The following is a 26,355-nucleotide window of genomic DNA, read 5'->3' as shown; positions in this document are numbered from 1 at the left end:
GAGAAGAGCCCCCATGAGTAAGCAGATTCGCAACATCGCCATCATCGCCCACGTTGACCATGGCAAGACCACCATGGTGGACCAGCTCCTGCGTCAGAGCGGCACCTTCGCCGACCACGAGAAGGTCGTCGACACCGTGATGGACAACAACGCCATCGAGCGCGAGCGCGGCATCACCATCCTGGCCAAGAACTGCGCGGTCAGCTGGGAAGGCACGCACATCAATATCGTCGACACCCCGGGCCACGCGGACTTCGGCGGCGAGGTCGAGCGTGCCCTGTCCATGGTGGACGGCGTGGTGCTGCTGATCGATGCGCAAGAGGGCCCCATGCCCCAGACCCGCTTCGTCACCAAGAAGGCCCTGGCCCTGGGCCTGCGCCCCATCGTGGTGGTGAACAAGGTGGACAAACCGGGTGCCAAGCCCGATGCCGTGATCAACGCCGCCTTCGACCTGTTCGACAAGCTGGGCGCCACCGACGAGCAGCTGGACTTCCCCGTGGTCTACGCCTCGGGCATCAATGGCTGGACCTCGCTGGAAGAGGGTGCGCCGGGCGAGCAGTGGGGCCCCGATATGTCGGCCCTGTTCAACACCATCCTGAAGCATGTGCCTTCGCAAAAGGGTGACCCGGCCGCGCCGCTGCAGCTGCAGATCTCGGCCCTGGACTTCTCCACCTTCGTGGGCCGCATCGGCGTGGGCCGCATCAGCCAGGGCACCATCAAGCCCGGCATGCAGGTGGTTGTGATGGAAGGCCCGGGCGGCAAGGCCGTCAACGGCCGCATCAACCAGGTGCTGACCTTCCAGGGTCTGGATCGCATGCAGACCACCCAGGCCGGCCCCGGCGACATCGTGCTGATCAACGGCATCGAGGACATCGGCATCGGCGTGACCGTGACCGACCCGGCCAATCCCCAGCCCCTGCCCATGCTCAAGGTGGACGAGCCCACCCTGACCATGAACTTCTGCGTCAACACCAGCCCCCTGGCCGGCCGCGAAGGCAAGTTCGTCACCAGCCGCCAGATCTGGGACCGCCTGCAGAAGGAACTGCAGCACAACGTGGCCCTGCGCGTGAAGGAGACCGATGAAGACGGCGTCTTCGAGGTCTGCGGCCGTGGCGAACTGCACCTGACCATCCTGCTGGAGAACATGCGCCGTGAAGGCTACGAGCTGGCCGTGTCCAAGCCGCGCGTGATGTTCCAGGAGATCGATGGCGTCAAGTGCGAGCCCATGGAGCTGGTCACCGCCGACGTGGAAGAAGAGCACCAGGGCGGCGTGATGCAGGCCCTGGGTCTGCGCAAGGGCGAGATGCTGAACATGGAGCCGGACGGCCATGGTCGCGTGCGCCTGGAGTACCGCATTCCGGCCCGTGGCCTGATCGGTTTCTCCAACGAGTTCATGAACCTGACCCGCGGTTCGGGCCTGATCTCCTCCATCTTCGACGGCTACGAGCCCTTCAAGGGTGATATCGGCGGCCGCAAGAACGGCGTGCTGATCTCCATGGACGACGGCGAGATCTTCACCTACGCCCTGGGCAAGCTGGACGACCGCGGCCGCATGTTCGTCAAGCCGAACGACCCGGTGTACGAGGGCATGATCGTGGGCATCCACAGCCGCGACAACGACCTGGTCGTCAACGCCACCCGCACCAAGCAGCTGACCAACTTCCGCGTCAGCGGCAAGGAAGACGCGATCAAGATCACCCCGCCCATCGAGCTGACGCTGGAGTACGGTGTGGACTTCATCGACGACGACGAGCTGGTCGAGATCACGCCCAAGAGCGTGCGCCTGCGCAAGCGTCATCTGTCCGAGAACGAGCGCAAGCGCGCGGCTCGCGGCGGCTGATGAACGTTCGGGCTGAGCAGCCCTGGCCCGCGCGCTTTCGCAAGGACGCGCCGCTGGTCTGAATCCACTCTCCAGCGCCCCCGATCTCGGGGGCGCTCTGCCATCCATGAAGCACAGTCGCGCGGTTTTGCTGATGATTGCGGTCACCCTGCTGTGGAGCACAGCCGGGGTGGTGTCGCGCCATCTGGAGGCGGCCCGCAGCTTCGAGGTGACCTTCTGGCGCAGCGCCTTCAATGCCCTGGCCCTCTTGCTGGCCCTGGGCTTTTTGCGGGGGCCGGCCCTGTGGCGCCAGCTGCTGGGCGCGGGGCGTGCGGTCTGGGTCTCCGGCCTGTGCTGGGCCATCATGTTCACGGCCTTCATGGTGGCGTTGACCAAGACCTCAGTGGCCAATGTGCTGGTCACCATGTCCCTGGGTCCGCTGCTCACGGCTCTGTTTGCACGCCTCTTCCTGCAGCACCGCCTGCCGCTGCGGACCTGGGCCGCCATCGGCCTGGGCAGTGCGGGCATTGCCTGGATGTTCGGCCACGAGATGCAAGGCGGTGCCCAGGCCCTGGGCGGCATGCTCATCGCCTTTGCGGTGCCGCTGGCCGCTGCCACCAACTGGACCCTCTTGCAGCACAGCCACCGCCGCAGCGAAGCCGGCGAGGGCAGCGGCGGGCCAGATATGTTGCTGGCCGTGCTGCTGGGCGCCCTGATTTCGGCCCTGCTGACCCTGCCCCTGGCCTGGCCCTTGCAAGCGGGCTGGCACGATCTGGGCCTGCTGGCCGGGCTGGGCGTGTTCCAGCTCGCCTTGCCCTGCCTGATCGTGGTGCAGCTCAGCCGCGTACTGCCCGCGCCGGAGATCGCCCTGCTGGGCCTGCTGGAGGTGATCTTCGGGGTACTCTGGGCCTGGCTCGGTGCGGGGGAAGCCCCGTCTTCCGCCGCCTTGCTCGGAGGTGCTATGGTGCTGGCCGCCCTGGTGGGCAATGAATTGCTCGGCCTGCGGGCCGGTCGGTAAACACAACAAGAAGTCTGATGGAGTTGGCATGAGTTCCGCCGCCCTGATTCCCGCCCTGCAGTCCGACGGCCAGATCCTGGCCGAGGTCAATGGCTGCCTGGGCCTGATCACCCTGAATCGCGCCAACGCGCTCAATGCCCTGTCGCTGGCCATGATCCGCGACATCACCGCGCTGCTCAAGCACTGGGCCGCCAGCCCGGCCATCCAGGCCGTGGTGGTGCTGGGTGCCGGTCGCGAGGGCAAGCCGGCGGCCTTCTGCGCCGGCGGCGATATCCGCTTCTTCCACCAAAGCGCCACCGCGGGCACGCCCGAGGCCAGTGCCGCGCTGGAGGCTTTCTTTACCGAGGAATACGCGCTCAACCACCTCATCCACAACTATCCCAAGCCCTATGTGGCCCTGATGGATGGCGTGGTGATGGGTGGGGGCATGGGCATCAGCCAGGGCTCCAAGCTGCGGGTGCTGACCGAGCACAGCAAGCTGGCCATGCCCGAGACCCATATCGGCCTCTTCCCCGATGTGGGCGGCGGCTGGTTCCTGGGCCAATGTCCCGGCCATGCCGGCGAATGGCTGGCCCTGACCGGCCAGCCCATCGGCGCGGGCGATGCCATTGCCCTGGGTCTGGGCGATGTCTTCGTCAAGAGCAGCGAGCTGCCGGCCCTCATTGCAGCCTTCCGCCAGGGCGATCAACCCAGTGCCGAGCATGTGGTGGCCGAGGTGATGCAGCGCGCCGACCTGGCGCCCGCGCCGGACTACCTGGATCTGCGTGCCCGCATCGACCAGCATTTCTCCAAGCCCAGCGTGGCCGAGATCATGACATCCCTGGCGGCGGTCGAGGCCGACGATGCCTGGGCCCGCGAGACCCTGGCCGCGCTGAAGAAGCGCTCGCCCCTGATGATGGCCGTGACCCTGGAGCAGCTGCGCCGCGCGCGCCGGCTCAGCCTGGCCGAAGACCTGCGCATGGAGCGCGACCTGGTGCACCGCTGCTTCACGCTGCGCCCCGGCGCCGCCTCCGAGACGGTGGAAGGCATACGCGCCCTGGCCGTGGACAAGGACCACGCGCCGCGCTGGAACCCGGCTCGCATCGAGGACGTGACGCCCGCCATGGTGCAGGCCTTCTTCGAGAGCCCCTGGAGCGCCGACCAGCACCCGCTGCGCGCGCTTGTCTGAGCTGCATCACGGCCGCAGCGCATGTCGGGCCTGCCGGGGCGCTTCAGCCCTGTTGCGGGCCCGCGCGCTGCGCTTGCGTTTCATCGGTTTTTCCGAAGTCCATGGCTTGATTTGTCTTGTTTTTTGGGATTGAAGGCCCGCGTAAGCTCACGGCTGCGAACGCGCCCCTGCTGGCGCGGCCATCTTCAAGACCTCACAGGCACTGCACATGTACAAGACATCACACCGAAGCATCTGCTTCTCCGCTCCCCAATCCTCGCTGCGGAGGGCTTGATCATGGCCCTGAGCTCAAGCTGGCGCTGGGGCGCCTGGAGTTTGTTCCTTGTGCTGGCCCTGCTGTGGAGCGGCGGGCTGGGGCTGGTGGGCGCCTTGCTGGACTGGGCCAGCCATGCCCTGGCCAGCGGTGAGGCGGCACGCATGGGCGAGGCCGCGGCCGCCTGGCAGATGCCGCCCTGGCTGGCCCCCTGGGTGGACGAGGCCACGCTGCGCGCGCTGCAGGAGAGTCTGAAGTGGATGCTGGATCTGGGGCAGTCCGGCCTGCCTTGGCTGGGCACGGCCCTGGGCTGGTTGACGCCCTTGCTGTGGGTGCTGTGGTTCATGGGCGTGATGGCCCTGTTCTTCCTCACCCTGCTGGGCCTGCGTCTGCTGCGCTCCATCCCGTCCACCACCGCAAGCGCGCGCTGAGTCATGTCCTTCTCGGATGAGGGGGCCGCGGCCAGTCTGGCCGAGGCCTTTCGTCAAGCCCTGCTGGATCACGGGGAGGCCGAGGCGCCTCCGGTGTTGAGCCTGGACGATCTGCTGGCCCTGCACGGCCAGGCCTCGGCCGCGGTGCTGCTGCTGATGATGGCCTTGCTGAGTGTCACGCCCGTGGCCGGCATCGGCACCTTGCTCAGCCTCGTCATCCTGCTGCTGGGCTGGCGCTGGCACCGCGACCATGTGCAGACCCGTCTGCCGCGGCGTCTGGCCGAGTTTCGCCTGGGACCGGTGTGGTCGGCGCGCTGCCTGCGCATGCTGGCCTGGACCTATGGCCTGGCCGACCGCTGTCTGCGCGCGCGCTGGCTCTTCCTGAGCCACCGCCGCACCCGCCTGGGCTGGGGCGCCTGGATCGCGGCCATGGGCCTGATCATCATGTTGCCCCTGCCGCTGGGCAATGTGCTGCCCAGCCTGAGCCTGGTGCTGCTCAGCCTGGGCTGGATGTTCCGCGACGGCCTGGCCCTGCTGGCCTCGGCCGTGGTCGGTTCGGGGGCCCTGGTCTTCACCGCCACCATGGGCCATGTGATCACCGAGGCCGCGCAGCGCGCCTGGGACTGGGGTCTGCAGCTGTTCTGAGCCGGCGACCGCCGGAACTGGGACAATCGGGGCTGGCGGGCGCTCGTGGTGAGCGCCCGCCGCCAGTTCCCGCCCCATGAATTCCAGCCCCCTGATCCCCGATGCGCCGGCCGCGGCGCCCAGTCCCTGGCGCCTGTCCGTCGCGCCCATGCTCGACTGGACCGACCGCCATTGCCGCTACTTCCACCGCCTGCTGACCCGGCACACGCGCCTGTACACCGAGATGGTGACCACCGGCGCCCTGCTGCATGGCGACCAGGGCCGGCATCTGGACTTCAATGCCGAAGAGCATCCCGTGGCCCTGCAGCTGGGCGGCAGCGAGCCCGAGGATCTGGCCGCCTGCGCCAAGCTGGCCGAGCGCTGGGGCTATGACGAGGTCAATCTGAACTGCGGCTGCCCCAGCGAGCGGGTGCAGCGCGGCGCCTTTGGCGCCTGCCTGATGGCCGAGCCCCGGCTGGTGGCCGATGGCGTGAAGGCCATGCGCGATGCGGTGAGCATCCCGGTGACGGTGAAGCACCGCATCGGCATCGACAAGATCGAGAGCTACGACTTTGTGCGCGACTTCGTGGGCACCATCGCCGAGGCGGGCTGCGAGGTCTTCATCGTTCATGCCCGCAATGCCTGGCTGCAAGGCCTGTCCCCCAAGGACAACCGCGAGATCCCGCCGCTGCGCTATGAGCTGGTGCATCGGCTCAAGCGCGAGTTTCCGCAGCTCACCATCGTGATCAATGGCGGCCTCAAGACCGATGCCGAGATCGCCGAGCAGCTCCAGCATGTGGACGGCGTGATGGTGGGCCGCCAGGCCTATCACGAGCCCTGGCAGATGGCGCAGTGGGACTCGCGCTTCTTCGGCCAGGCCGATCCGGCCACCGCCCAGGCCGGCCGCGAGGCGGTGGAAGCCGCCTGGGTCGAGTATCTGAGCGCCCAGCAAGCAATTGGGCGCTCCTGGGCCACGGCCATGCGCCATGCCCTGGGCTTGTGGAATGGCGCGGCCGGCTCGCGCCGCTGGCGCCAGATCTGGTCCGACCACAAGCTCAAGAGCCTGAGCCCCACCGAGGTTGCGGCCCTGGCCACCGAGGCCCGTGCGGGCGTGGCCCGCCATGTGGACGAGCACCAGGCCCGCCATGCCGCGGCCCTGAACGCCTGAGGCCCAGCAGCACATGCCGCCGCGCCAGTTCTTCCACTGCTACGAGACCGCGCTGGGCTGCTGCGGCATCGCCTGGAACGAACGTCTGGCGCTCATCGGCTCGCAGCTGCCCGAGGAGAACGCCGGCGCCACCCGCGACCGCATGCGTGCCCGCTTCCCCGCCGCACGCGAGCTGCCGCTGGAGCCCGAGCTGCCGGCCCTGATCCAGCGGGCCATGGCCGGTGTGCGTGCCTTGCTGGCGGGGCAGGGCCGCGATGCCGAGGTCTTGCTGGAGCTGGAGCTGGACGACAGCGCGCTGCCCGAGTTCCACCGCCAGGTGCTGGCCCTGACCCGGCGCATTCCCCTGGGCCAGACCCTCAGCTATGGCGAGATCGCCGCGCGCCTGGGCCAGCCCGGCGCGGCGCGCGCTGTGGGCCAGGCCGAGGGCCACAATCCTTTCGCCCCCATCGTGCCCTGCCACCGCGTGCTGCCCAGCAGCGGCAGCCGTGCCAGGGGCGGCTTCTCCGCCCACGGCGGCCTGGCCACCAAGCAGCGCCTGCTGCTGATCGAGGCACGTGCCACCGGCCAGCTCGGCGGCGAGCAGGCCAGTCTCTTCGGCGCCTGAGCGCCGCCGCCCCTTCATCCATCTTTCCTCACCTGACCGGAACACCGCCACCCATGTCTTTCGACGCCCTGGGCCTACACCCCGCATTGTTCAAGGCCCTGGCCGAGCTGGACTATCAAGACCCGACCCCCATCCAGGCGGCAGCCATTTCCCCGGCACTCGCCGGCCGCGACCTGCTGGGCCAGGCCGCCACCGGCTCGGGCAAGACCCTGGCCTTCGGCCTGCCGCTCTTGCAGCGGGTGCTGCAAGGGGGCGAGGGCCGGCGCCTCAAGGCCCTGGTGCTGGCGCCCACGCGCGAGCTGGCGGCGCAGACCGCCGAGGCCCTGCGCGATCTCGCGCGCCTGCTGCCGGGGCGGCTGAAGATCGCGGTGGCCTTTGGCGGCGTCTCCATCAATCCGCAGCTCATGGGCCTGCGCGGTGGCTGCGATGTGATGGTGGCCACGCCGGGCCGCCTGCTGGACCTGCATGCCCACAATGCCCTCGGCTTCGAGGCCCTGGAGCTGCTGGTGCTGGACGAGGCCGACCGCCTGCTGGACATGGGCTTTGCCGAGGAGCTGCAGCGCATCCTGGCCCTGCTGCCGGCGCGGCGCCAGAACCTCTTCTTCTCCGCCACCTTCCCGGCGGCGGTGCAGGGTCTGGCAGACGGTCTGCTGCGCGAGCCCCTGCGTGTGGAGGCGCCGGCCGAGGCGCCGCCGGACATCCTGCAGCGCGCCATCCGCGTGGACGAGGCTCAGCGCACGCCCTTGCTGCGCCATCTGCTGCAGACCGAGGGCTGGTCGCGCCTGCTGGTCTTCGTGGCCACGCAGTACGCCACCGAGCTGGTCTCGGACAAGCTCTGGAAGGCCGGCATCAAGGCCGCGGCCCTGCATGGCGAGCTGAGCCAGGGCACGCGGCGCGAGGTGCTGGCGGCCCTGAAGGCCGGCACGGTGCAGGTGCTGGTGGCCACCGATGTGGCGGCCCGCGGCCTGGATATTCCGGAGCTGCCGGCGGTGCTGAACTACGACCTGCCGCGCTCCCCGGCCGACTACACCCACCGCATCGGCCGCACCGGCCGGGCGGGCGCGCGCGGCGTGGCGCTGAGCTTTGTGACGGCGGCGGCCGAGGCGCATTTCCGCCTGATCGAGAAGCGCCAAGGCCAGCGCGTGCCGCGCGAGCAGATCGCGGGCTTCGAGCCTAAGGAGCAGCCGGTGCAAGAACCCGGCGCGGGCGGTGTTAAGAGCCTGACCCGCAAGAGCAAGAAGGACAAGCTGCGGGAAGCAGCGGCAGCGGCAGCCGCCGCCGCGGCGGTCTCCGCGGCCAAGCCCAAGGGCTGATCAGTCCCAGGGCGCCTTGTCGTCCGGGCCGGCGGCAGCGGCCGCGGCGGCTACGGCGGCCGTCACGGCCGCAGGTGTCTGGTCCAGGTCCAGCACGGTCTTGTCGGGCGCCACCAACTGGCTGTCGGCCACGAAGCCGCTGGGGGCCGAGCCCAGGAAGTCGTGCTCGCCGCCCAGGCCTTCGATCAGGGCCGGAATCAACTCGCCCAGCTCGCCCGCGGCGATGGTGGCGTCGGCGTCGAACTGCTCGTCCTTCTCGGGCTTGTCATGGCCCTCGAACACCAGGTCCAGAAAGCTGATCTTCTTGATCTGCAGCGTGTCGGTGAGCAGGAAGGACACGCGGTCCTTGTAGCTCATGGCCAGGCGGGTGGGGCGCTTGCCGGCTTCCAGGTGCTGCCGCACCTCGTCGATGTCCAGCGCGTGGCGGGCATAGCGCACCACGGACTTCATCTCGTCCTCGCTCTTGAGCTCGCACTCGCGGTCGATGGTGAAGCCCTCGGGTGCCACGCCGTCCATCAGCCAGGCGGCCATGCAGGTGGCGGGCGCCTCGGCGCTCTGAATCAGGTGCAGGGTCAGGCCTTCAAGCGTCTTGATCAGGAGGCTCACCACCTCCTCGCAGCGCGCGGGGCTGGAGGCGTCGATCATCAGGAGGCGCTGCTCGGGCGCGATCCAGATGCGGATGCTGCTGCGCTTCTTGAAGCACAGGGGCAGCAGCTCCTGGGTGGCCTGCTCCTTGAGGTCCTTGAGCGCCTTCTTGCCGGGCTTGCGACCGGTCTGCTCCTCGATCTGGGCGGCAATCTCGTCCACCCGCTCCTTGACCACCGAGCCGGGCAGCACGCGCGACTCCACTTGCAGCTTGAGGTGCAGATGGCCGTCGATCACCTCGACCAGGGGGCCGTGCTCGATGCCGCGCGGCGGCACCCAGCCCAGGGACAGGGGTTCGGTGGCGCCGCAGGGCTGGAACTGGCCCTTGGCCAGGGCCTCCTCGACTTCTTGGCGGCTGGGCTGCCAGCTTGCGCCCACGCGGTAAATCGTCAGGTTCTTGAACATCGGATGCGTCGTCGGAAATGCAAGCGCCCCGGCAGGACCGGGGCGCGATGAGTGTGTGCGAAACGGTTGAGCGTCATTGTCGCTCAGCCCCGCGCGGCGGGCCCTGCCGAAATGGCAGCAGTCCGGCTCAGCGGCCGGATTCGGCCGCAATCTGGCGCAGGGCCTGCTCGAAGACCTCGGGCGGCTGGCCGCCGGAGATCAGATGCCGCTCGTTGATGATGACGGCCGGTACCGAGCTGATGCCATGCGACTGGTAGAAGGCCTCGGCCTCGCGCACGGCGTCGGCATAGCGCTCGGAGGCCAGCACGGCGCGGGCCTGCTCGGCGTCCAGCCCCACGGCCACGGCGCGCTCCAGCAGCAGGGCATGGTCGCTGGGGTCGCGGCCCTCGGTGAAATAGGCCGTGAACAGCGAGAGCTTGAGATCGCGCTGGGCGCGCGCGCTCTGCTCGCCGGCCCAGTGCAGCAGGCGGTGAGCGTCGAAGGTGTTGTAGATGCGGCTGCGCGCGCCCTGCACAAAGTCAAAGCCCAGGGCCGCACCGCGCTCGCGGATGCGCTCGCGGTTGGCGGCCAGCTGGGCCGGCGGCAGGCCGTATTTGCGGGCCAGGTGTTCGTCGATGTCCTCGCCCTCGGGTGCCATGCCGGGGTTGAGCTCGAAGGGCTGGAAGTGCAGCTGCACCTGAAGCTCCGGCATGCGGGCCAGGGCCTGCTCCAGGGACTTGAGGCCGATGGCGCACCAGGGGCAGGAGACGTCGGAGACGAAATCGATCTTCATAAGGCCTGCAATCTAGCCCAGCTGGCGCGTGCTTGCCCGCGCCAGGTAGAACCACTCACTGCCGGGCTGGGCATTCACGGCCGGGAAGACGATGCGTCCATCGGCCGGGGCCAGCACGGGCGTGCCATCGTGGCGGGTGCCGATGCGCTGGCCCTTGATCACCGGATCGAAGCTGGCCCAGGCGCGCTCGAAGCGGTCGCCTTCGTGCTCGCGGTCCACCACCTCGTAGAGCTGCAGCAGCTCGGGTGCGCTGGCGGGGCGGGGCGCCACCACCTCTGCGTCCACCATGCCCAGCAGCACCAGAACCCGCAGGATGGCCTTGTAGGCGAACTCCGGCGCCTCGGGATCGGCATGCTGGCCGCATTCCAGGGTGATGCCGTAGCCGCCGCGCGAGCGCATGTACTCGGTGGTGCCCACGCCGTAATGCGGGTCTTGCTGCAGCGTGGCGCGCCGACTGCCGTCGCCCGCTCGCTCGGCCCGGCGCTGCAGGCCCAGGGCATAGGTGGAGAGCCAGCCCTCCACGATGCGTTCCGTGCCCACACAGGCGGCCAGCAGCCCTTCGGCCTGCTCATGGGCAAAGGGCTCCAGCTCGCCGCGGTTGTTGCGCGGGCCCAGCATGGCGAAAGGCTTGCCCTGGCCCTGGAAGCTGTGCAGGTCCAGCAGCACCTCGTGGTCTGCCAGCCAGCGGCACAGCGGGCCGGCGATGCGGTCCTCGAAGTCCTGCGGCACGACGGGCGGGCGCAGATTGCGGTTGAGGTTGCGATCGCCCTCGCGCCGGCCCAGCTGGTGGGCCAGGGGGTTGACGATGGGGATGAAGCTCAGCGTGCCGCCGCGCAGCTGCAGGGCGCCGCTGTCCAGCTCGGCCATCACGCGCTGGATGGCGGCCACGCCGCAGACCTCGTTGCCATGCACGGCGGCCGTGACCAGCAGGCGCGGCCCGGGCTTGAGGCCGGCGTATTGGTGGATGCGCAAAAAGGCGGGGAGGGCGGGCGTATCGGGGCGGCTGCTCATGGTGATGGATCAGGGGAGATGCGGCGGCCATGGTAGGTCATGGCCAAGGGGCGACCCGTGCGGCGGGCCATAGCTTTTGAGCGGGGTCTTATCTCAAGGCTTCATGCCCGGGCGGCCTGTCGGGGGCATGCAGACGGCCTGTGGGCAGCGTGGCCAGCAGCACACCCAGCAGGGCCAGGCCATAGGCCAGGGCCTGCACCAGGCTCAGGCGCTCACCCAGAAAGACCAGGCCCACCAGGCCCGTGGCCACCGGCAGGAAGACCATGAAGACCCCGGCCTGGGCGGCGGGCACGCGGGCCAGGCCGCTCATCCAGAGCCAGACCGTGATCATGCTGGCCGCCGCGGCGTAGAAGAGCAGCAGGCCCCAGTCCCCCACGGACGGGCGGCTGAAGTCATAGCTCAGGGCCTGCCACAGGCCCAGGGGCGTGACCAGGGCCAGGCCCCAGAGATTGATCAGGCTGCTGATGCGCTTGGCCGAGACCTGGGCGGTGAGCTGCTTGCCGATCACCACATAGCAGGCCTCGCAGAGCACGGCCGCCAGCAGCAGGGCCACGCCCAGCAGGGAGGCACCACCGCCTGCGCTTGCTGCGCCCGCCGGCTCGCGCGCCACGGCCACCAGGGCAATGCCCAGCACCGAGCAGGCAATGCCCAGCAGCACGCGCCGCGCGATGCGCTCGCCCAGCACCAGCCAGCTCAGGGCCGCCACCGCGGCCGGGATGCCGGCCATGATGACCCCGGCCACCAGGGCCGAGCTGCGCTGCAGGCCGAAGAGCAGGCAGATGGAGAAGAGGAAGTTGCCGATGAAGGATTCCAGAAAGAGCAGGCGGCGCGTGCGGCCGTCCAGCGGCGGCTCGCCCGGTGCGCGGCGCAGCCAGGGCAGCATCAGCACGGCCGCCATGCCAAAGCGCAGCCAGGCCAGCAAAAACACCGGAAACACCGCCAGCAGCAGCTTGGACAGGCCCACATAGCTGCCCACCAGGCTGGTGCTCAGGGCCAGGCTGCCATAGGCCAGCCAGGGCACGGCGGCGTGGCTGGTGGCGTGGCCGGCGCTGGCCGACGAACTCGTAGACGCGGGCGCCTCCATCGATCAGGCCGCCGCCGGATTGATGCGGATCCAGGTGGTCTTGAGCTCGGTGTACTTCTCCAGCGCGTGCAGGGACTTGTCGCGTCCGTTGCCGCTTTGCTTGTAGCCGCCGAAGGGCACGGTGAGATCGTCCTCGTCGTACTGGTTCACATGCACGGTGCCGGCGCGCAGGGCGCGGGCCACGCGGTGGGCGCGGTCGATATGCCGGCTCCAGACGCTGGCGGCCAGGCCATAGGGGCTGGCATTGGCCAGGGCCAGGGCCTCGGCCTCGGTCTTGAAGCTCAGCACGCTCATCACCGGGCCGAAGATCTCCTCGCGCACGATCTTCATCTCCGGCCGCGCGCCCACAAACACCGTGGGCTCGACGAAGAAGCCGCCGCTGTCCTGGCGCACCTGGCGGCCGCCCACGCGGGCCTGGGCGCCCTCGGCACGGCCCGCCTCGATATAGCCCAGCACCGTGTCCAGCTGCTGGCGGTCCACGATGGCGCCCTGGCTGGTTTGCGCGTCCAAGGGGTCGCCCGGCTGGTGGCGCACGGCCTGGGCCGCCACCAGCTCCACAAAGCGCTCGACCTGGCTCTCGTGCACCAGCACCCGCGAGGGCGCATTGCAGCTCTGGCCGGCGTTGAAGAACATGCTGCCCGCCGCGGCGCGGGCGGCGCGCTCCAGATCGTCCACATCGTCGAACACCACAAAGGCCGACTTGCCGCCCAGCTCGTTATAGACCCGCTTGAGGTTGGAGCGGCCCGCGTACTCCAGCATGCGCCGCCCGGTGCGGGTGGAGCCGGTGAAGCCGATGGCGTCCACCTCCATATGCAGGGCCAGGGCCTCGCCGGCCTCGTGGCCATAGCCCGGCACCACATTGAACACACCCTCGGGCAGACCGGCCTGCAGGGCCAGCTCGGCCAGGCGCAGGGCCGTGAGCGGCGACTTCTCGCTGGGCTTGAGCACCACCGAGTTGCCGCAGGCCAGGGCCGGGCCCAGCTTCCAGGCGGCCATGATCATGGGGTAGTTCCAGGGCACGATCACGCCCACCACACCCATGGGCTCGCGCTGGATCAGGGCCAGGGCATTGGCCGCGGTGGGCGCGATCTCGTCATAGACCTTGTCGATGGCCTCGGCATACCAGGCGATGCAGCGCGCCGCCGCCGGCACGTCCACCCCCAGGGCGTACTGGATGGGCTTGCCCATGTCCAGGGTTTCCAGCAGGGCCAACTCCTCCTTGGCCGCCAGCATCAGCTCGGCAAAGCGCAGCAGGATCTTCTTGCGCACGGCCGGCGGCTTGGCCGCCCAGCGCCCCTGCTCGAAGGCCTGGCGCGCGCTGGCCACGGCCGCGTCAATATCCGCCGCCTGCCCGCGTGCCACCCGGGCCAGCCAGCGCCCGTCGATGGGGGAATGCTTGTCAAAGCCCTGGCCGTCCGCGGCCTCGCGCCGCTCGCCGGCAATGAAGGCGCGGCCATCGGGCTGGAGGGCGGCGGCACGGGCGTGCCAGTCGATGGGGGCGGGGGCAGGTCTTGTCATGGCGGTGTGCGGGGCGCTGAGTCAAGCGGAAAAGGGGCTGACGGATCGGCTGTCCGCCCCCGGGATGGCAGGCGCATCATGCCTGCATTCGCGAGCGCTTGCCGGCACGCCACCCCCGCCGGTGTGATTGACCGGGCCGGGCTGGCCCACTCCAATCGCCCCAGCACACGCTCCGCATGGCCGCCCGTACCACGCTTGTTTCACTGCGCTTCACGCCTCACTCCAGGAACCTCAGCCCACCATGCGTATCCACCGCGGCCTGCTGCAGCAGGCGAGCGAGCAAGGCCTGATCAGCGCGCAGCAGGTGCAGCCGCTGTGGGACTTCTTGGCCGAGCATGAGCGCCGCCAGGCCCATGAGCGACCCGGCTTTCGCGCCACGCACATCCTCTACTACCTGGGCGGCATGATCGCGATTGGCGCGATGAGCCTGTTCATGAATCTGGGCTGGGAGCGCTTTGGCGGCTGGGGCCTGTTTGGCATCGCCCTGGCCTACGGGGTGGCGGGACTGGCGCTGACCGAGTATTTGCTGGCTCGCCGCCAGCTGCAGATCCCGGCCGGCATCACCGCCACCTTTGTGGTGGTGCTCACGCCCTTGCTGGTTTACGGCCTGCAGGTGGGCCTGGGCTGGTGGGCCGATGAGGGGCGGCACCAGGCTTATCGCGATTACCACACCCGGGTGGACTGGCGCTGGGTGCTCATGGAATTGGCCACCCTGGCCAGCGGGGCCGTGCTGCTGTGGCGCTACCGTCTGCCCTTTCTGCTGATGCCGGTGGCCGTGACGCTCTGGTACCTGAGCATGGACCTCACGCCCTTTGTTTTCCAGGCGCAGGACCAGAGCGGGGAGCTGCGCAAGCTCGTCTCCCTGTGGTTCGGCCTGCTGATCGTCTTGCTGGCCTTCTGGGTGGATGTGCGCAGCCGCCACCAGACGCGCGACTACGCCTTCTGGCTCTATCTGTTCGGCGTGATCGCATTCTGGGGCGGTCTGTCGCTGCAGCAGTCCGACAGCGAGCTGAGCAAGTTCTTCTATCTGTGCATCAACCTCGCGATGATCGCCGTGGGCGCCATGCTCTCGCGCCGCGTGTTCGCCGTGTTCGGCGCCCTGGGCGCCGCCGGCTATCTGGGCCATCTGGCCCACGCGATATTCCGCGACAGCCTGATGTTCCCCTTTGTGCTCACCCTCATCGGCCTGGGCCTGGTGGGCCTGGGCATCCTCTGGCAGCGCCACGAGGCCCGCCTCAGCGCCCGGCTGCGGAGCTGGCTGCCGAGGGCGGTGCGGGAGTTGGTGGAGAGGAGGGGCTGAGTCACAGAGCCCAGGCCAGGGGCAGCGGGGCGGTCTGGCCCGCTCCTTCGCTCAGCCCTAGGCGGACATGCCGATGCTGATGCCAGACCCCACAGCGCTGTTGAACCGCGGTATCCGCTTCCAGCCCAGCCCACACGAGTCACTCGGATGATGCCCACCGATCGCGTTTCCCAATTCCTCCAAGACCTTCGCCTGCTTGACCCCGATCGCCACGAGCTGGTGCAAACCCTGCGCGCCATGGTTCTGGGGCTGTCTCCCGCCGTGACGGAGGAGATCAAGTACGGAGGAATTCTGTTTTCGGCCGGCCAGCCCTTCTGCGGCGTGTTCTCCTACGCCAAGCATGTGTCGCTGGAGTTTGGTGCCGGCGCCGCCTTGCCCGACGAGTACCGGGTGCTGGAGGGCGCAGGCAAGCTGCGCCGGCATATCAAGATGAGCTGCAGCTCGGACATTGCCGCGAAGCATGTGGCCGAGTATTTGAAGCTGGCGCTCAACAAAGCCAGTACGGCCCACGTCTCATGAATTGGCACCCCGCATCGCGAGCGCTGACACCTCTTGTTTCCGCCTCGCTGCTGCTTGCCAGCAGCTTGCTGCCAGTGCTGGCTCGGGCCACATCGTCCGAGCAAGTCCCGGTGTTCGCCCCGGACTGCCTCAAGCAGGCTCAGGACTGGTTGAAACAGACCAAGGCCCTCATGGGCAATTCCGGCGCGCAGCAGAACTTGCCCGCCGTGGCCGAGCCGGTCGCCGCGCTGCTGGCCGCACGTGGCGTGCATCGTGCTTGGCTGGCGACGGATTCTCTGATCTCGCCGCCGCCACGCTATGCCCTGGTGCAACTGCCTGACGAGGTGCCGAACGATGCTGATGCCGCTGCTGCCGCATCGCCCCTGGCGAATTGCCCGCTGGGGCAGACCTATCTGGCTTACAGCCCGGGTGGTTTTTTGCCGCAGCCACCGCGCTTCTTTGGCCCCTTGCCGCCGGGCGCGGCGGCGCGGTGAGGCTGGGGGCATGGAGCGCGGGAGCGAAGGGGCATCGGGATGTCGCCGGCACGCCGCGGCGTGCTGGCTGCCAAGCCCTGTGTCGGCGAGGCCGGCAGATCATGCCCTTGGCGGCCTCACTGGGTATACCGGGCTACCAGCTGATCCAGCACACCTGCTCTTTGCAGCTCCAGCAAGGCCGCATCCATCTTCTGCACGAAGTCGTTCTTGAAGGCGGCTGGGAAGCTGCGGCTGTAGCCGATGAAGGCCTCTTGCGTGGAGAGTTCGGCGGCTTCCAGCAGTTTGAAGGCGGGCAGATCGCCCTGGCGCACCAGTCGATTGACGGTGTGGACGGCCGAGATGCGATCACTGGCCATGCAGTCAATGCGGCTGGAGCTCAGCTTCCTGATGTTGTTGACGTTGCGTGCGGCCTCCTCCAGCACCACCTGCCCGGCACTGACCGCCGCCTTGAGCTTCTCGCTCTGGGTGTAGCCGGCATTGATGCCGATGCGCAGTCCGATGAAGTCCCGCGGAAAGTCGACACGCCTTTGCCGCATGACCTCGGGGGTGCAAAACAGCACCACGCGCTCGGTCAGCAGGGGCACTGAGTACGGAAACACGAAGGGCCGCTCGGCGTTGCGGTAGGGCGGGATCAGGGCCAAAGACTCGCCGGTCTCCAGCCGGCTGAGCCCACGCTTCCAGGGCACGAACTGGATGCTGACCTCATAGTCCGGGGCCAGCCGTTTGGCCGCCTGCAGCACCAGTTCCACATAGATGCCCGCCGGGCGCCCCTTGTCCGAAAAGGAGTAGGGCGGATAGTCGTCCTCGGCCTCGATCACGACCCGCTGCGTTGCAAACGCCTGCTGTGCCAAGAGACCGAGCATCATCAAAGAGGCCGCGATGCCTTGTCGCCACATACAGTCTCCTTCCAGCTCGCGCAGCCGGACTTTGGTGCGCGCCATGATAGCCCGGGCCCGATTCAGGGCCAGGCCAGCGCGGACATACGCGGCATTCAGACCTTGCCGCGAAAAGTTTCGCTGTCTGATCTGGCGCTTGCTTGTTCGGCTGAATCGCCGCCCTGTTGCTGCTGATACGGGCCTTTGGCGTGAAGCATGGACGCCCTGGGACGAGCCCTGGGGCTTGCCTTGGCTGCTCTTGATTTGGGTCAAGTTGGGCGGACTTCAATTGGCCAAACTGCAGGTCAGAACATGGGCGGTTCGCCGGCTTGGCATCAGGTCCCGCGCATAGTTCAGAACAACTCAATTGTCGTTGACCATGGATTGCGCATGTTGAACAACTTCCGGATATCGCAACGCTTCGTTGTCGTTTTGGCCATGTTTTGGCTGAGCTTTGGCGTGTTGGCTGCATTGGCCCTGTGGGGTTTGTTTGCGGATGCACAGCGCCTGGACGACGTCGCACAGAGGCGCCTGACGACCATCATGCATTTGCAGGTACTGCTCAAGAACAACCAAGCCAACCGAACCGAAGTGCTGCTGGCCTTCCAGCATGCGCCGACCAGTCCTTTGGCGGCCATCCACGAGCATCCCGTCAGCGTTCACCTCGATCTGATTGCCAAACGCCGTCAGGAAAATGATGAGCTTTGGCCCAAGCTGAGCACAGGTTTCACGAGCCCAGAAGGCAAGGCTTTGTACGCGGAGGTCGATGAAAAGCGTAAGGCATGGACAGCGCGGGTCGATGCAAGCCGGGCGGCGATGACGGCGGGTGATTTTTCCGACAGCGTCATGGCCTCCTTCCTGGCCGCCGGGCGTCGAGAAGGCGCTTTGCTGATGGAGGGCCTCGAAGGGCTGATCAAGTTTCAGCAAGAGCGGGCCTTGGCCGCCGCCGAAGCAGCAAAGCAACAGGCGAGATACCTGACGGGCGCTTTCCTTGCGTTGGCCCTCCTGGTGGGCTTGCCGGCCACATGGCTGAGCTTGGCGCTGCTGGCACGTATTCGTTCCGGGTTTGCCAAGGCGGACGCGCTGTCTACATCGATTGCAGACGGAGACCTGACTCAGGTGCTGCACGCGGATGGACGCGATGAGATTGGGCATCTTCTTGGCCAGATGGGGCAGATGCGCGATCGTCTATTGGGTCTGATCCGCGAGGTGAGAAGCGCTGCCGATGGCGTTCAAGTGGCCGCCGATGAGGTGGCCTCGGGCAATATGGACCTGTCGGGTCGCACGGAGCAGACTGCCAGCCAGTTGCAGCAAACGGCCAGCACCACGGACGAACTCAGCACCACGGTCCGCCAGAATGCAGACAACGCCTTGCAGGCCAATCAATTGGCCCAAGGGGCTAGCGATGTGGCCGGGCGTGGCGGCGAGGTCGTGGGTGAGGTGGTGACAACCATGCGCGGCATCAACGAGAGCAGTCGCAAGATTGCGGACATCATCGGTGTCATCGACAGCATTGCCTTCCAGACCAATATTTTGGCGCTCAATGCCGCCGTCGAGGCGGCTAGGGCCGGTGAGCAGGGCCGCGGCTTTGCCGTGGTGGCGTCCGAGGTCCGCAGCCTGGCCCAGCGCAGTGCCGAGGCCGCGCGCGAGATCAAGACCCTGATCTCGGCCAGCGTGGAACATGTCGAGCAGGGCACCAACTTGGTGGACCGTGCTGGCAGCACCATGCAGGAGGTGGTGGACGCGATCCGGCGCGTGAGCGACATCGTTGCCGAGATCAGTGTTGCCAGTCGCCAGCAGAGTGAAGGGGTCAGTCTGGTCGGAAGCGCTATTACGCAGATGGATCAGAGCACGCAACAGAATGCGGCCCTGGTCGAGCAAAGTGCCGCGGCCGCCGCAAGTCTGCGCGAACAGGCGAACCAACTGGTCGCCGCTGTATCGGGCTTCAAGCTGCCTTGATCGACCAGTTCTTGCCCGCCCTGGGCGGCTTGCCTCAGGCCGCGCGCCGCAGCGCGCCGCGCAGGGTGTCGAAGATCTGGTCGATATGGCTGCGCTCGATGATCAGCGGCGGTGACAGCGCGATGGTGTCGCCCGTGGTGCGGATCAGCAGGCCCTTGTCCCAGCAGTCCAGGAAGACGTTGAAGGCGCGCTTGGCGGGCTCGCCGGGCAGGGGGCTGAGCTCGATGCCGCCCACTAGGCCCATATTGCGCACATCGATGACATGGGGCTCGCCCTTCATGGCGTGCAGGCACTCGGCGAAATAGCCCTGCATCTCGGCCGCACGGGTGAGCAGGCCTTCCTCGGCATAGGTGTCCAGGGTGCCCAGGGCAGCGGCGCAGGCCAGGGGATGGGCGGAGTAGGTGTAGCCGTGGAAGAACTCGATCAGGTGCTCGGGGCCGTTCATGAAGGCGTCGTGGATCTTGTCCGAGGCGAAGACGGCGCCCATGGGCACGCAGCCATTGGTCAGGCCCTTGGCCACGGTCATCAGATCGGGCGTGACGCCAAAGGTCTGGGCCGCGAAGGGGTTGCCGGTGCGGCCGAAGCCGGTGATGACCTCGTCGAAGATCAGCAGGATGCCGTGCTTGTCGCAGATCTCGCGCAGGCGCTGCAGATAGCCCTGGGGCGGGATCAGCACGCCGGTGGAGCCGGCCACGGGCTCCACGATCACGGCGGCAATGGTAGAGGCGTCATGCAGGGCGACCAGTCGCTCCAGATCGTCGGCGAACTCGGCGCCATGCGCGGGCTGGCCCACCGAGAAGGCATTGCGGGCCGGGTCATGCGTGTGGCGGATATGGTCCACGCCGCCCAGCATGGTGCCGAACATCTTGCGGTTGGCCACCATGCCACCCACGGAGATGCCGCCGAAGTTCACGCCGTGGTAGCCGCGCTCGCGGCCGATCAGGCGGGTGCGGGCGCCCTCGCCGCGCACGCGGTGGTAGGCAATGGCCATCTTGAGCGCGGTGTCCACCGACTCGGAGCCCGAGTTGGTATAGAAGACCTTGCTCAGGCCCTTGGGCATGATGGCGGCCAGGCGCTCGGCCAGCTCAAAGGCCTTGGGATGCGCCATCTGGAAGGGCGGGGCGAAGTCCAGCTCCGCCGCCTGGTTCTGGATGGCCTGCACGATGCGCGGACGGTTGTGGCCGGCGTTCACGCACCAGAGGCCGGCAATGCCATCCAGCACCTGGCGGCCCTTGTCGTCGGTGAAGAACATGCCGTCCGCCCGGGTCAGCAGGCGCGGGGCCTTCTTGAACTGGCGGTTGGCGGTGAAGGGCATCCAGTAGGCATCGAGTTGTGCGGCGTCCAGGCTCATGTGCGGCTCCATCGTTCGTTGCAGCGAGTCTAGGCAAGCCGGGGCGCAATGTGCGTGCAAGCGCGCACCGCGTTAACCCGCGGTTTTGCACATTCATGCGATAGTCGGGCGACCAAACCGCAGGAAATTCGAACGATGGGGTCTGAAGTGCAACTGGATGCGATCGACCGGGGCATCCTGAACGCGCTGCAGCGCGATGGGCGCCTGTCCAATGTGGAGCTGGCGCAGCGGGTGCATCTGAGCCCCTCGGCCTGTCTGCGCCGGGTCAAGCAGCTGGAAGAGGCGGGCGTCATCGACCGCTATGTGGCCCTGGTGAACCCCAAGGCCGTGGGGCGGCCGGGCACCAGCTTCACCATCATCAATCTGGAGCGCACCACGCCCCAGGTGCTGGCCGCCTTCGAGCAGGCGGTGCGCGATGTGCCCGAGATCCTGGACTGCTTCTTCGTGGCCGGCAGCAACGACTATCTGGTGCGCTTTGCCTATCGCGATGCCGAGGATCTGGAGCGGGTGCACGGCGAGGTGCTGATGCACCTGCCGGGAGTGGCCCGGGCCAATTCCATGCTGGTGCTGCGCACCGTCAAGAAGACCACGGGCTTCGAGCTCTGAACCCCGGGCCCAGATCAGGGGCCGGGGCCGGCGGGCGCGTCAGGCGCCGCCGAACAGACCCGAGAGGGCCAGCAGGGCGCAGAAGGCGGTGAGCAGACCGGCGTGGCCCCAGCTTTCCAGCGAGACGGCCGGCTGGCTCAGGCGGGCTTCGCCGGCCAGCAGGTAGTTGCGCGAGGTGGCGATGAAGGGGGGGATGCTGCTCACGGATATTTCCTTCCTTTGGGCTGGGGTGCTGTCGCAGGCCCGGGGGCCTGAGGTGCCGCCTCGGTGACGACACAGGAAGGAGTGTGACGGGACTCCGTGAAAACCCTATGACAAAAATCAGGGTTACTACTAGTTTTGTGCGCGGGCGCTCGCAGCGCTGGGCCGCAGCATGGGCAGCAGCTGCACCACCAGCATGCTGCTGAGGATCAGGGCGCAGCCGGCCAGGCCGGTGGGGCCGAGGCGGTCGCCCATCAGCAGATAGCCAAAGAGGGCGGCGAACAGGGTTTCGGAGGAGAGGATGATGGCGGCGTCGGCCGCGTGGGCATAGCGCTGGGCCACCACCTGGGCCGTGAAGGCCACGCCGACCGAGAGCACGCCGGCATAGGCAATGGGCAGGGCGGCGGCCTCCAGGGCCTGCCAGCTGATGGGCTCGGCCACCAGGGCATAGGCCAGGGCCAGCACGCCGCAGACCAGGAACTGTCCGCCCGCCACCAGGAAGGGGGCGCCCATGCGGTCGGCCACGCGACCCACCAGCAGCACATGCAGGGCCCAGGGCAGGGCGGAGGCGATGACCCAGGCGTCACCCAGGCCGATCTTGAGTTCATGCGCGCCCGAGAGCAGGAAGGCGCCCACCAGGCAGGCCAGGGCGCCCGGCCAGACCGACCAGTGCGGCAGATGGCGCAGCAGCAGCCAGCCCAGCACAGGGACCAGGGGCACGTAGAGCGCGGTCAGGAAGCCGGCATTGGTGACCGTGGTGGAGACGATGCCGATCTGCTGCATGGCCGCGCCCATCAGCAAGAGGCTGCCCAGGCCGGCGATCTTGAGCCCGTCGCCCCGCGACAGCGTGCGCTGCTGGCGCTGCAGGCCCTGCCATTCGCGCCACATCAGGGGGGCGACGACCAGGGTGCCGATCAGGAAACGCACGCCGGTAAAGGCCATGGGGCCGATATCGGCCATGCCATGGCTCTGGGCCACAAAGGCCGAGCCCCAGATCAGGGCGATGACGACGAGCAGCAGATTGGCTTGGATGCGGGACACGAGGGCAGACCCTGGCAAAGAGGCGAAACCCGCGATTCTAAAGGGGGTGCTCCCGCGGTCTCCCTCAGAGCCCGCTGCTCAGATAGGCCAGTTCCTCGGGGCTGAAGCCGGCGGCGCTGCGCGCCTGAAGATTGAAGGGCGGGCGCAGACGCGGTGCCTCGTACTGGCGCACCAGCTCGGGGTAGAGCGCGATGGGGTCCAGGCCGCGCTCGCGGCACAGATGCCGGTACCAGCGGTTGCCGATCTCCACATGACCCACTTCGTCGCGCAGGATGATGTCCAGGATCTCCACGGCCCGTGTGTCGCCGGCCTTGGCCAGCTTGGCTTGCAGGGGCGGGGTGGCGTCCAGTCCGCGCGCCTCCAGCGTGCGCGGGACCAGGGCCATGCGGGCCAGCACATCGCCCGCGGTGCGCTCGGCCATGGCCCACAGGCCGTCATGGGCGTCGAAGTCGCCATAGCGCTTGCCCAGGCCCTGCAGATGCTCATGCAGCAGGCTGAAGTGCAGGGCTTCCTCGGCGGCCACACGCAGCCAGTCCAGGTAGAACTCGCGCGGCATCTCGGCAAAACGCCAGACCGCGTCCAGCGCCAGATTGATGGCATTGAACTCGATATGGGCGATGGCATGGATCAGGGCGGCACGCCCCTCCAGCGTGAAGGGCGAGCGCTTGGGCACCTGCAGGGTGGGCACCAGCTGCGGCCGCTCGGGCCGACCCGGCACGCCGGCCGGGCGGCTCAGGCGCAGGCCCGGCTCCAGGGGGGCGCCCTGGCCGGCAGCATCAAAGAGCTGGCGCGCGGCCAGCGATTTGCGCGCGGGATCGGTCTCGCACAAGACCTCCAGCGCACGGGTTCGGACTTCCATTCTTACAATTGTGCCTTTGCCCGCCGGGCAGTCCGGAAAGGAACCTTCCCTCATGGCCATCTACCAGCTGGGCGAACACCGGCCCGAGATCGCGGACACGGCCTGGGTGGCCGACTCGGCCCAGGTGATAGGCCGGGTGAGTCTGGGCGAGAACGCCAGCGTGTGGTTCAACGCCACGCTGCGCGGCGACAGCGAGCATCTGCACATCGGGCCGGGCTGCAATATTCAGGACGGCTCGGTGCTGCATGCCGATGCGGGCTTTCCGCTGCACCTGGCCGAGAACGTGACCGTGGGACACCAGGTCATGCTGCATGGCTGCACGGTGGGCGAGAACTCGCTGATCGGCATCGGCGCCGTGGTGCTCAATGGCGCACGCATCGGCAAGAACTCCCTGGTGGGCGCGGGCGCTCTGGTGACCGAGGGCAAGGAGTTTCCGGACGGGGTGCTGATCGTGGGCAGCCCGGCCAAGGTGCTGCGCGAGCTCACGCCCGCCCAGATTGAGGGTTTGAAAGCCAGCGCCCGCCACTACATGAACAACTCGCGCCTTTACGCGACAGAACTGAAGAAGATTGGTTGAACCCCTGATGAGTGAGCTGCATAAATTCCTGTTCCAAGGCCTGCCGGTGCGCGGCATGCTGGTGCGCCTGACCGAGGGCTGGCAGGAGGTGCTCAAGCGCCGCGCCAGCCGCGAGGCCTACCCGGTGGAGGTGCGCCAGCTGCTGGGCGAGATGGCGGCGGCGGGCGTGCTGATGCAGTCCAACATCAAGTTCAACGGCGCCCTGGTGCTGCAGGTGCTGGGCGACGGGCCGGTGAAGCTGGCCGTGGCCGAAGTGCAGCCGGACCTGGCCTTCCGCACCACCGCCAAGGTGGTGGGCGAGGTGCCGGCCGGCGCTCAGCTGGAGGCCATGCTCAATGTGCACGGCCAGGGCCGCTGCGCGATCACCCTGGACCCCAAGGACAAGCTGCCGGGCCAGCAGCCCTACCAGGGCGTGGTGCCCCTGCATGGCGATCAGCGCGAGCCCCTGCAAAAGCTCTCCGAGGTGCTGGAGCACTACATGCTGCAGTCCGAGCAGCTGGACACCAAGCTGGTGCTGGCCGCCAATGACGAGATCGCCGCCGGCCTGCTGATCCAGCGCCTGCCCATCAAGGGCGAGGGAAATCTGGAGAGCAGCGGCGCGGCCGAACGCAATGAGGACCGTATCGGTCAGTCCGAGGACTTCAACCGCATCAGCATGCTGGCCGCCACCCTGACAGCCGAGGAGCTGCTGAATCTGGATGCCGACACCATTTTGCGCCGCCTCTTCTGGGAGGAAACGGTGCAGCGCTTCGAGCCCCAGCAGCCGCGTTTTGCCTGCAGCTGCTCGCGCGAGCGCGTGGGCCAGATGCTCAAGGGCCTAGGCCGCGAGGAGGTGGATTCGGTGCTGGCCGAGCGCGGTGATGTGGAGATCGGCTGCGAGTTCTGCGGCCTGTTCTACCACTTCGACGCGGTGGACGTGGGCGAGCTCTTCACCGCTCAGGTGCAGCAGCAGCCGGGTAGCGGCACGGTGCAGTGATCTCGGGACTCACCCGGTCCGGCGGACCGGGTGAGTCTGATCTCAGTCGACGCGCGTGACCCGGTCCAGGGGGCCAGGCTTCAGGCCGGGCTGGCTTGCGATGTGGCGCTCCAGCGCTTCCACGTCGAGCATGCCCATGCGGCGGTCCTTGCCCTCGTTGAGCACGCGGAAACCGTCACCACCACTGGCCAGGAAGCTGTTCACGGTGACGCGGTATGACGCATTCGGGTCCAGGGGCGTGCCGTTGAGCTTCACACTGCCGGGCACCACACGGCTGCCCAGGGGCCGACTGCGGTCCTGGCTGTAGCTGAAGCCAGCCGAAACGTGCAGGGTGACGATCTGGTTGCCATCGTTACCACGCCATTGCTGCTCCAGCAGGGCGATGATCTGCGCGCCGCTGAGCGTCATGGTGGTCAGCATATTGCCGAAGGGCTGAATGGCGTAGACATCGCCGAAGGTCACCTCACCCGAGGGGCGACGTAGCAGATCGGCACGCACGCCACCCGCGTTCATGAAGGCGATCACGGCACCGCCATCCGCCGGCTTGGTGGTGGCGGCCAACTGGGCGTCTGCAATCAGTTGACCGAGTACGGTACTGCCGGCGCGGCTGATGTTGTCGCGGGCAAAGCTCGCTTCAATGCGGCCGATGACGCGCCGCTCCAAGGGGGCTGCCAGCGACTTGTAGGCGGCGATGAGCGAGGTTTGTGCCGGGTCCTTGGCGAACTGCTCGGTGCGCACGATCACATTGTTGGCACTGGCACTGATCACGTCGCGCGTGGTCCGATCGAGCTGCAGATCGATCTCGCTGACGATGGTGCCGTATCGGTCGCCGCTGGTCACCAGACGCCCATCGATCTGGCACTGATAGGCCCGGTGCGTGTGACCGCTGACGATCAGGTCCACCGCCTTGTCCAGCTTCTTCACGATGTCCACGATGGGGCCCGAAATGCCAGCGCATTCGTTGTAGTCGCCGGTGGGGAAGCCGCCTTCGTGGATCATCACGACAATGGCTTCGACCCCTTTGGCGCGCAACTCGGGCACCAGCTTGTTGACCGTCTCAGCCTCATCTTCGAAACGCAGACCGGCCACGCCGGTCGGCGTGACGAGTTCCGGCGTGGACTTGAGCGTGAGGCCGATAAAGCCCACGGGAATGCCCTCAAAGCGGCGAATCTCATAGGCGGGCAGCAGGGTCTTGCCGGTGGCCTCGTCGATGGTGCTGGCCGCCAGGTACTTGAAGCTTGCGCCCTTGAAGGGCTGCGGGCCCTTGCATCCCTCGGTCGGATGGCAGCCACCCTTCTGACGGCGCAGCAGTTCCTCCTTGCCTGCATCAAATTCATGATTGCCCACGGCGCTGAGATGCAGGCCCATCAGGCTCAGAGACTCGATGGTCGGCTCATCATGGAACAGCGACGACAGCAGGGGGCTGCCGCCGATCAGATCGCCGGCCGCGACGAACACATGGTTGGGGTTGCGCTTGCGCAGCTCGGCCACCGCGGTGGCCAGATGCTCGGCGCCGCCTGCGGGCACGGTGATGGTTTTGCTGGGATCCTTGGGGTCGCGGATGCGGATCCCGCTCGGCGGTGTTTCCAGATTGCCGTGAAAGTCGTTGATGGCCAGGACCTTGACCTGCACCGGGCCGCTGGCCTGAGGGGCCATCTGCGTGGCGCAGGCGCCCAGCAGCAGGGTGGAGGCCAGGGCCAGAATGAGACGATGGGGCTTGCTCTTGAGGGACATGGGTTTCTCCCGAGGGGCGGGCACGCGGATCTGCGCACCCGACGTAATCGG

26 protein-coding genes are annotated in these 26,355 nt (G+C 67.8%); 15 read left to right on the top strand and 11 right to left on the bottom strand.

The window, feature by feature from the left end:
- Nucleotides 1-13 precede the first annotated feature (13 nt).
- The 8 genes from typA to DFR39_RS11665 all read left to right on the top strand — a co-directional run bounded on the left by typA (nt 14) and on the right by DFR39_RS11665 (nt 8,398).
- Nucleotides 14-1,840 carry a translational GTPase TypA gene (gene typA, locus DFR39_RS11700; protein WP_133603729.1) on the top strand — a complete coding sequence of 609 codons (1,827 nt, stop codon included), beginning with the start codon at nt 14-16 and terminating at the stop codon, nt 1,838-1,840.
- Between the two features lie 106 nt (nt 1,841-1,946).
- The gene (locus DFR39_RS11695) at nt 1,947-2,837 is read left to right on the top strand and encodes a DMT family transporter (protein WP_133603728.1); all 891 of its coding nucleotides are present in this window, start codon (nt 1,947-1,949) and stop codon (nt 2,835-2,837) included.
- A 28-nt stretch (nt 2,838-2,865) separates the two neighbouring features.
- Nucleotides 2,866-4,005, top strand: a complete 1,140-nt coding sequence (locus tag DFR39_RS11690; RefSeq protein ID WP_133603727.1) for an enoyl-CoA hydratase/isomerase family protein — start codon at nt 2,866-2,868, stop codon at nt 4,003-4,005.
- A 276-nt stretch (nt 4,006-4,281) separates the two neighbouring features.
- A complete protein-coding gene (locus DFR39_RS11685) occupies nt 4,282-4,689 on the top strand; it encodes a hypothetical protein (protein ID WP_133603726.1) in 408 nt (135 codons plus the stop codon).
- A gap of 3 nt (nt 4,690-4,692) precedes the next feature.
- Nucleotides 4,693-5,334 (top strand): exopolysaccharide biosynthesis protein, encoded by a 642-nt coding sequence (locus DFR39_RS11680; RefSeq protein WP_133603725.1) that lies wholly within the window; start codon nt 4,693-4,695, stop codon nt 5,332-5,334.
- A 76-nt stretch (nt 5,335-5,410) separates the two neighbouring features.
- On the top strand, nt 5,411-6,481 hold the full coding sequence (dusA, locus tag DFR39_RS11675) for a tRNA dihydrouridine(20/20a) synthase DusA (RefSeq protein WP_133603724.1): 1,071 nt from the start codon (nt 5,411-5,413) through the stop codon (nt 6,479-6,481).
- Between the two features lie 13 nt (nt 6,482-6,494).
- Entirely contained in the window at nt 6,495-7,085 is a 591-nt protein-coding gene (locus DFR39_RS11670) for a methylated-DNA--[protein]-cysteine S-methyltransferase (protein ID WP_133603723.1), read from the top strand.
- A gap of 53 nt (nt 7,086-7,138) precedes the next feature.
- On the top strand, nt 7,139-8,398 hold the full coding sequence (locus DFR39_RS11665; protein ID WP_133603722.1) for a DEAD/DEAH box helicase: 1,260 nt from the start codon (nt 7,139-7,141) through the stop codon (nt 8,396-8,398).
- Here the strand turns inward: DFR39_RS11665 and DFR39_RS11660 are convergent, their stop codons facing one another.
- The 5 genes from DFR39_RS11660 to DFR39_RS11640 all read right to left on the bottom strand — a co-directional run bounded on the left by DFR39_RS11660 (nt 8,399) and on the right by DFR39_RS11640 (nt 13,833).
- The gene (locus tag DFR39_RS11660; protein WP_133603721.1) at nt 8,399-9,448 is read right to left on the bottom strand and encodes a recombination-associated protein RdgC; all 1,050 of its coding nucleotides are present in this window, start codon (nt 9,446-9,448) and stop codon (nt 8,399-8,401) included.
- A 127-nt stretch (nt 9,449-9,575) separates the two neighbouring features.
- Entirely contained in the window at nt 9,576-10,220 is a 645-nt protein-coding gene (locus tag DFR39_RS11655; RefSeq protein WP_133603720.1) for a DsbA family oxidoreductase, read from the bottom strand.
- A gap of 12 nt (nt 10,221-10,232) precedes the next feature.
- The gene (locus DFR39_RS11650; RefSeq protein ID WP_133603719.1) at nt 10,233-11,231 is read right to left on the bottom strand and encodes a succinylglutamate desuccinylase/aspartoacylase family protein; all 999 of its coding nucleotides are present in this window, start codon (nt 11,229-11,231) and stop codon (nt 10,233-10,235) included.
- Between the two features lie 88 nt (nt 11,232-11,319).
- Nucleotides 11,320-12,315 carry a DMT family transporter gene (locus tag DFR39_RS11645; RefSeq protein WP_133603718.1) on the bottom strand — a complete coding sequence of 332 codons (996 nt, stop codon included), beginning with the start codon at nt 12,313-12,315 and terminating at the stop codon, nt 11,320-11,322.
- Nucleotides 12,316-12,318: 3 nt separating this feature from the next.
- Nucleotides 12,319-13,833, bottom strand: coding sequence for an aldehyde dehydrogenase (locus tag DFR39_RS11640; protein WP_133603717.1), 1,515 nt, complete (start codon nt 13,831-13,833; stop codon nt 12,319-12,321).
- A 241-nt stretch (nt 13,834-14,074) separates the two neighbouring features.
- Here DFR39_RS11640 and DFR39_RS11635 point away from each other — a divergent pair, with 241 nt between their 5' ends.
- The 3 genes from DFR39_RS11635 to DFR39_RS11625 all read left to right on the top strand — a co-directional run bounded on the left by DFR39_RS11635 (nt 14,075) and on the right by DFR39_RS11625 (nt 16,125).
- Nucleotides 14,075-15,133: a DUF2157 domain-containing protein gene (locus DFR39_RS11635; RefSeq protein ID WP_133603716.1), complete on the top strand. Its 1,059-nt coding sequence runs from the start codon at nt 14,075-14,077 to the stop codon at nt 15,131-15,133.
- Between the two features lie 147 nt (nt 15,134-15,280).
- The gene (locus DFR39_RS11630) at nt 15,281-15,652 is read left to right on the top strand and encodes a DUF1801 domain-containing protein (protein WP_246030802.1); all 372 of its coding nucleotides are present in this window, start codon (nt 15,281-15,283) and stop codon (nt 15,650-15,652) included.
- The gene (locus tag DFR39_RS11625) at nt 15,649-16,125 is read left to right on the top strand and encodes a hypothetical protein (RefSeq protein WP_133603715.1); all 477 of its coding nucleotides are present in this window, start codon (nt 15,649-15,651) and stop codon (nt 16,123-16,125) included. Before DFR39_RS11630 ends, DFR39_RS11625 begins: the two co-directional genes overlap by 4 nt.
- Before the next feature lie 116 nt (nt 16,126-16,241).
- On the opposite strand, the gene DFR39_RS11620 is transcribed toward DFR39_RS11625, so the two are convergent.
- The gene (locus DFR39_RS11620; RefSeq protein WP_162849502.1) at nt 16,242-17,021 is read right to left on the bottom strand and encodes a substrate-binding periplasmic protein; all 780 of its coding nucleotides are present in this window, start codon (nt 17,019-17,021) and stop codon (nt 16,242-16,244) included.
- A 369-nt stretch (nt 17,022-17,390) separates the two neighbouring features.
- Between DFR39_RS11620 and DFR39_RS11615 the strand changes: the two genes are divergently transcribed.
- Nucleotides 17,391-18,959: a methyl-accepting chemotaxis protein gene (locus DFR39_RS11615; protein ID WP_162849501.1), complete on the top strand. Its 1,569-nt coding sequence runs from the start codon at nt 17,391-17,393 to the stop codon at nt 18,957-18,959.
- A gap of 34 nt (nt 18,960-18,993) precedes the next feature.
- On the opposite strand, the gene aptA is transcribed toward DFR39_RS11615, so the two are convergent.
- On the bottom strand, nt 18,994-20,310 hold the full coding sequence (gene aptA, locus DFR39_RS11610) for an omega-aminotransferase AptA (protein WP_133603712.1): 1,317 nt from the start codon (nt 20,308-20,310) through the stop codon (nt 18,994-18,996).
- A gap of 135 nt (nt 20,311-20,445) precedes the next feature.
- On the opposite strand from aptA, the gene DFR39_RS11605 reads away from it, so the two are divergent.
- On the top strand, nt 20,446-20,916 hold the full coding sequence (locus DFR39_RS11605) for an Lrp/AsnC family transcriptional regulator (protein WP_133603711.1): 471 nt from the start codon (nt 20,446-20,448) through the stop codon (nt 20,914-20,916).
- 39 nt (nt 20,917-20,955) lie between these two features.
- On the opposite strand, the gene DFR39_RS19860 is transcribed toward DFR39_RS11605, so the two are convergent.
- From DFR39_RS19860 to DFR39_RS11595, 3 genes are all read right to left on the bottom strand, one after another.
- Nucleotides 20,956-21,120, bottom strand: coding sequence for a hypothetical protein (locus tag DFR39_RS19860; RefSeq protein WP_162849500.1), 165 nt, complete (start codon nt 21,118-21,120; stop codon nt 20,956-20,958).
- Nucleotides 21,121-21,249: 129 nt separating this feature from the next.
- Nucleotides 21,250-22,158: a DMT family transporter gene (locus DFR39_RS11600; RefSeq protein WP_133603710.1), complete on the bottom strand. Its 909-nt coding sequence runs from the start codon at nt 22,156-22,158 to the stop codon at nt 21,250-21,252.
- A 64-nt stretch (nt 22,159-22,222) separates the two neighbouring features.
- A complete protein-coding gene (locus DFR39_RS11595) occupies nt 22,223-23,017 on the bottom strand; it encodes a ferritin-like domain-containing protein (protein ID WP_133603709.1) in 795 nt (264 codons plus the stop codon).
- 52 nt (nt 23,018-23,069) lie between these two features.
- Between DFR39_RS11595 and DFR39_RS11590 the strand changes: the two genes are divergently transcribed.
- Both DFR39_RS11590 and hslO read left to right on the top strand, forming a co-directional pair.
- Complete coding sequence (locus DFR39_RS11590; protein WP_133603708.1) at nt 23,070-23,594, top strand: gamma carbonic anhydrase family protein; 525 nt, start codon at nt 23,070-23,072, stop codon at nt 23,592-23,594.
- Nucleotides 23,595-23,601: 7 nt separating this feature from the next.
- A complete protein-coding gene (gene hslO, locus DFR39_RS11585; RefSeq protein ID WP_133603707.1) occupies nt 23,602-24,570 on the top strand; it encodes an Hsp33 family molecular chaperone HslO in 969 nt (322 codons plus the stop codon).
- Nucleotides 24,571-24,612: 42 nt separating this feature from the next.
- Here hslO and DFR39_RS11580 read toward each other — a convergent pair whose 3' ends face one another.
- A complete protein-coding gene (locus DFR39_RS11580) occupies nt 24,613-26,304 on the bottom strand; it encodes a bifunctional metallophosphatase/5'-nucleotidase (RefSeq protein ID WP_133603706.1) in 1,692 nt (563 codons plus the stop codon).
- Nucleotides 26,305-26,355: the final 51 nt, after the last annotated feature.

Source organism: Roseateles asaccharophilus (assembly GCF_004362405.1).
Lineage (GTDB): Bacteria > Pseudomonadota > Gammaproteobacteria > Burkholderiales > Burkholderiaceae_C > Kinneretia > Kinneretia asaccharophila.
The sequence above is the reverse complement of the archived record's forward strand: the minus strand, read 5'-3'. Positions and strand labels throughout refer to the sequence as shown.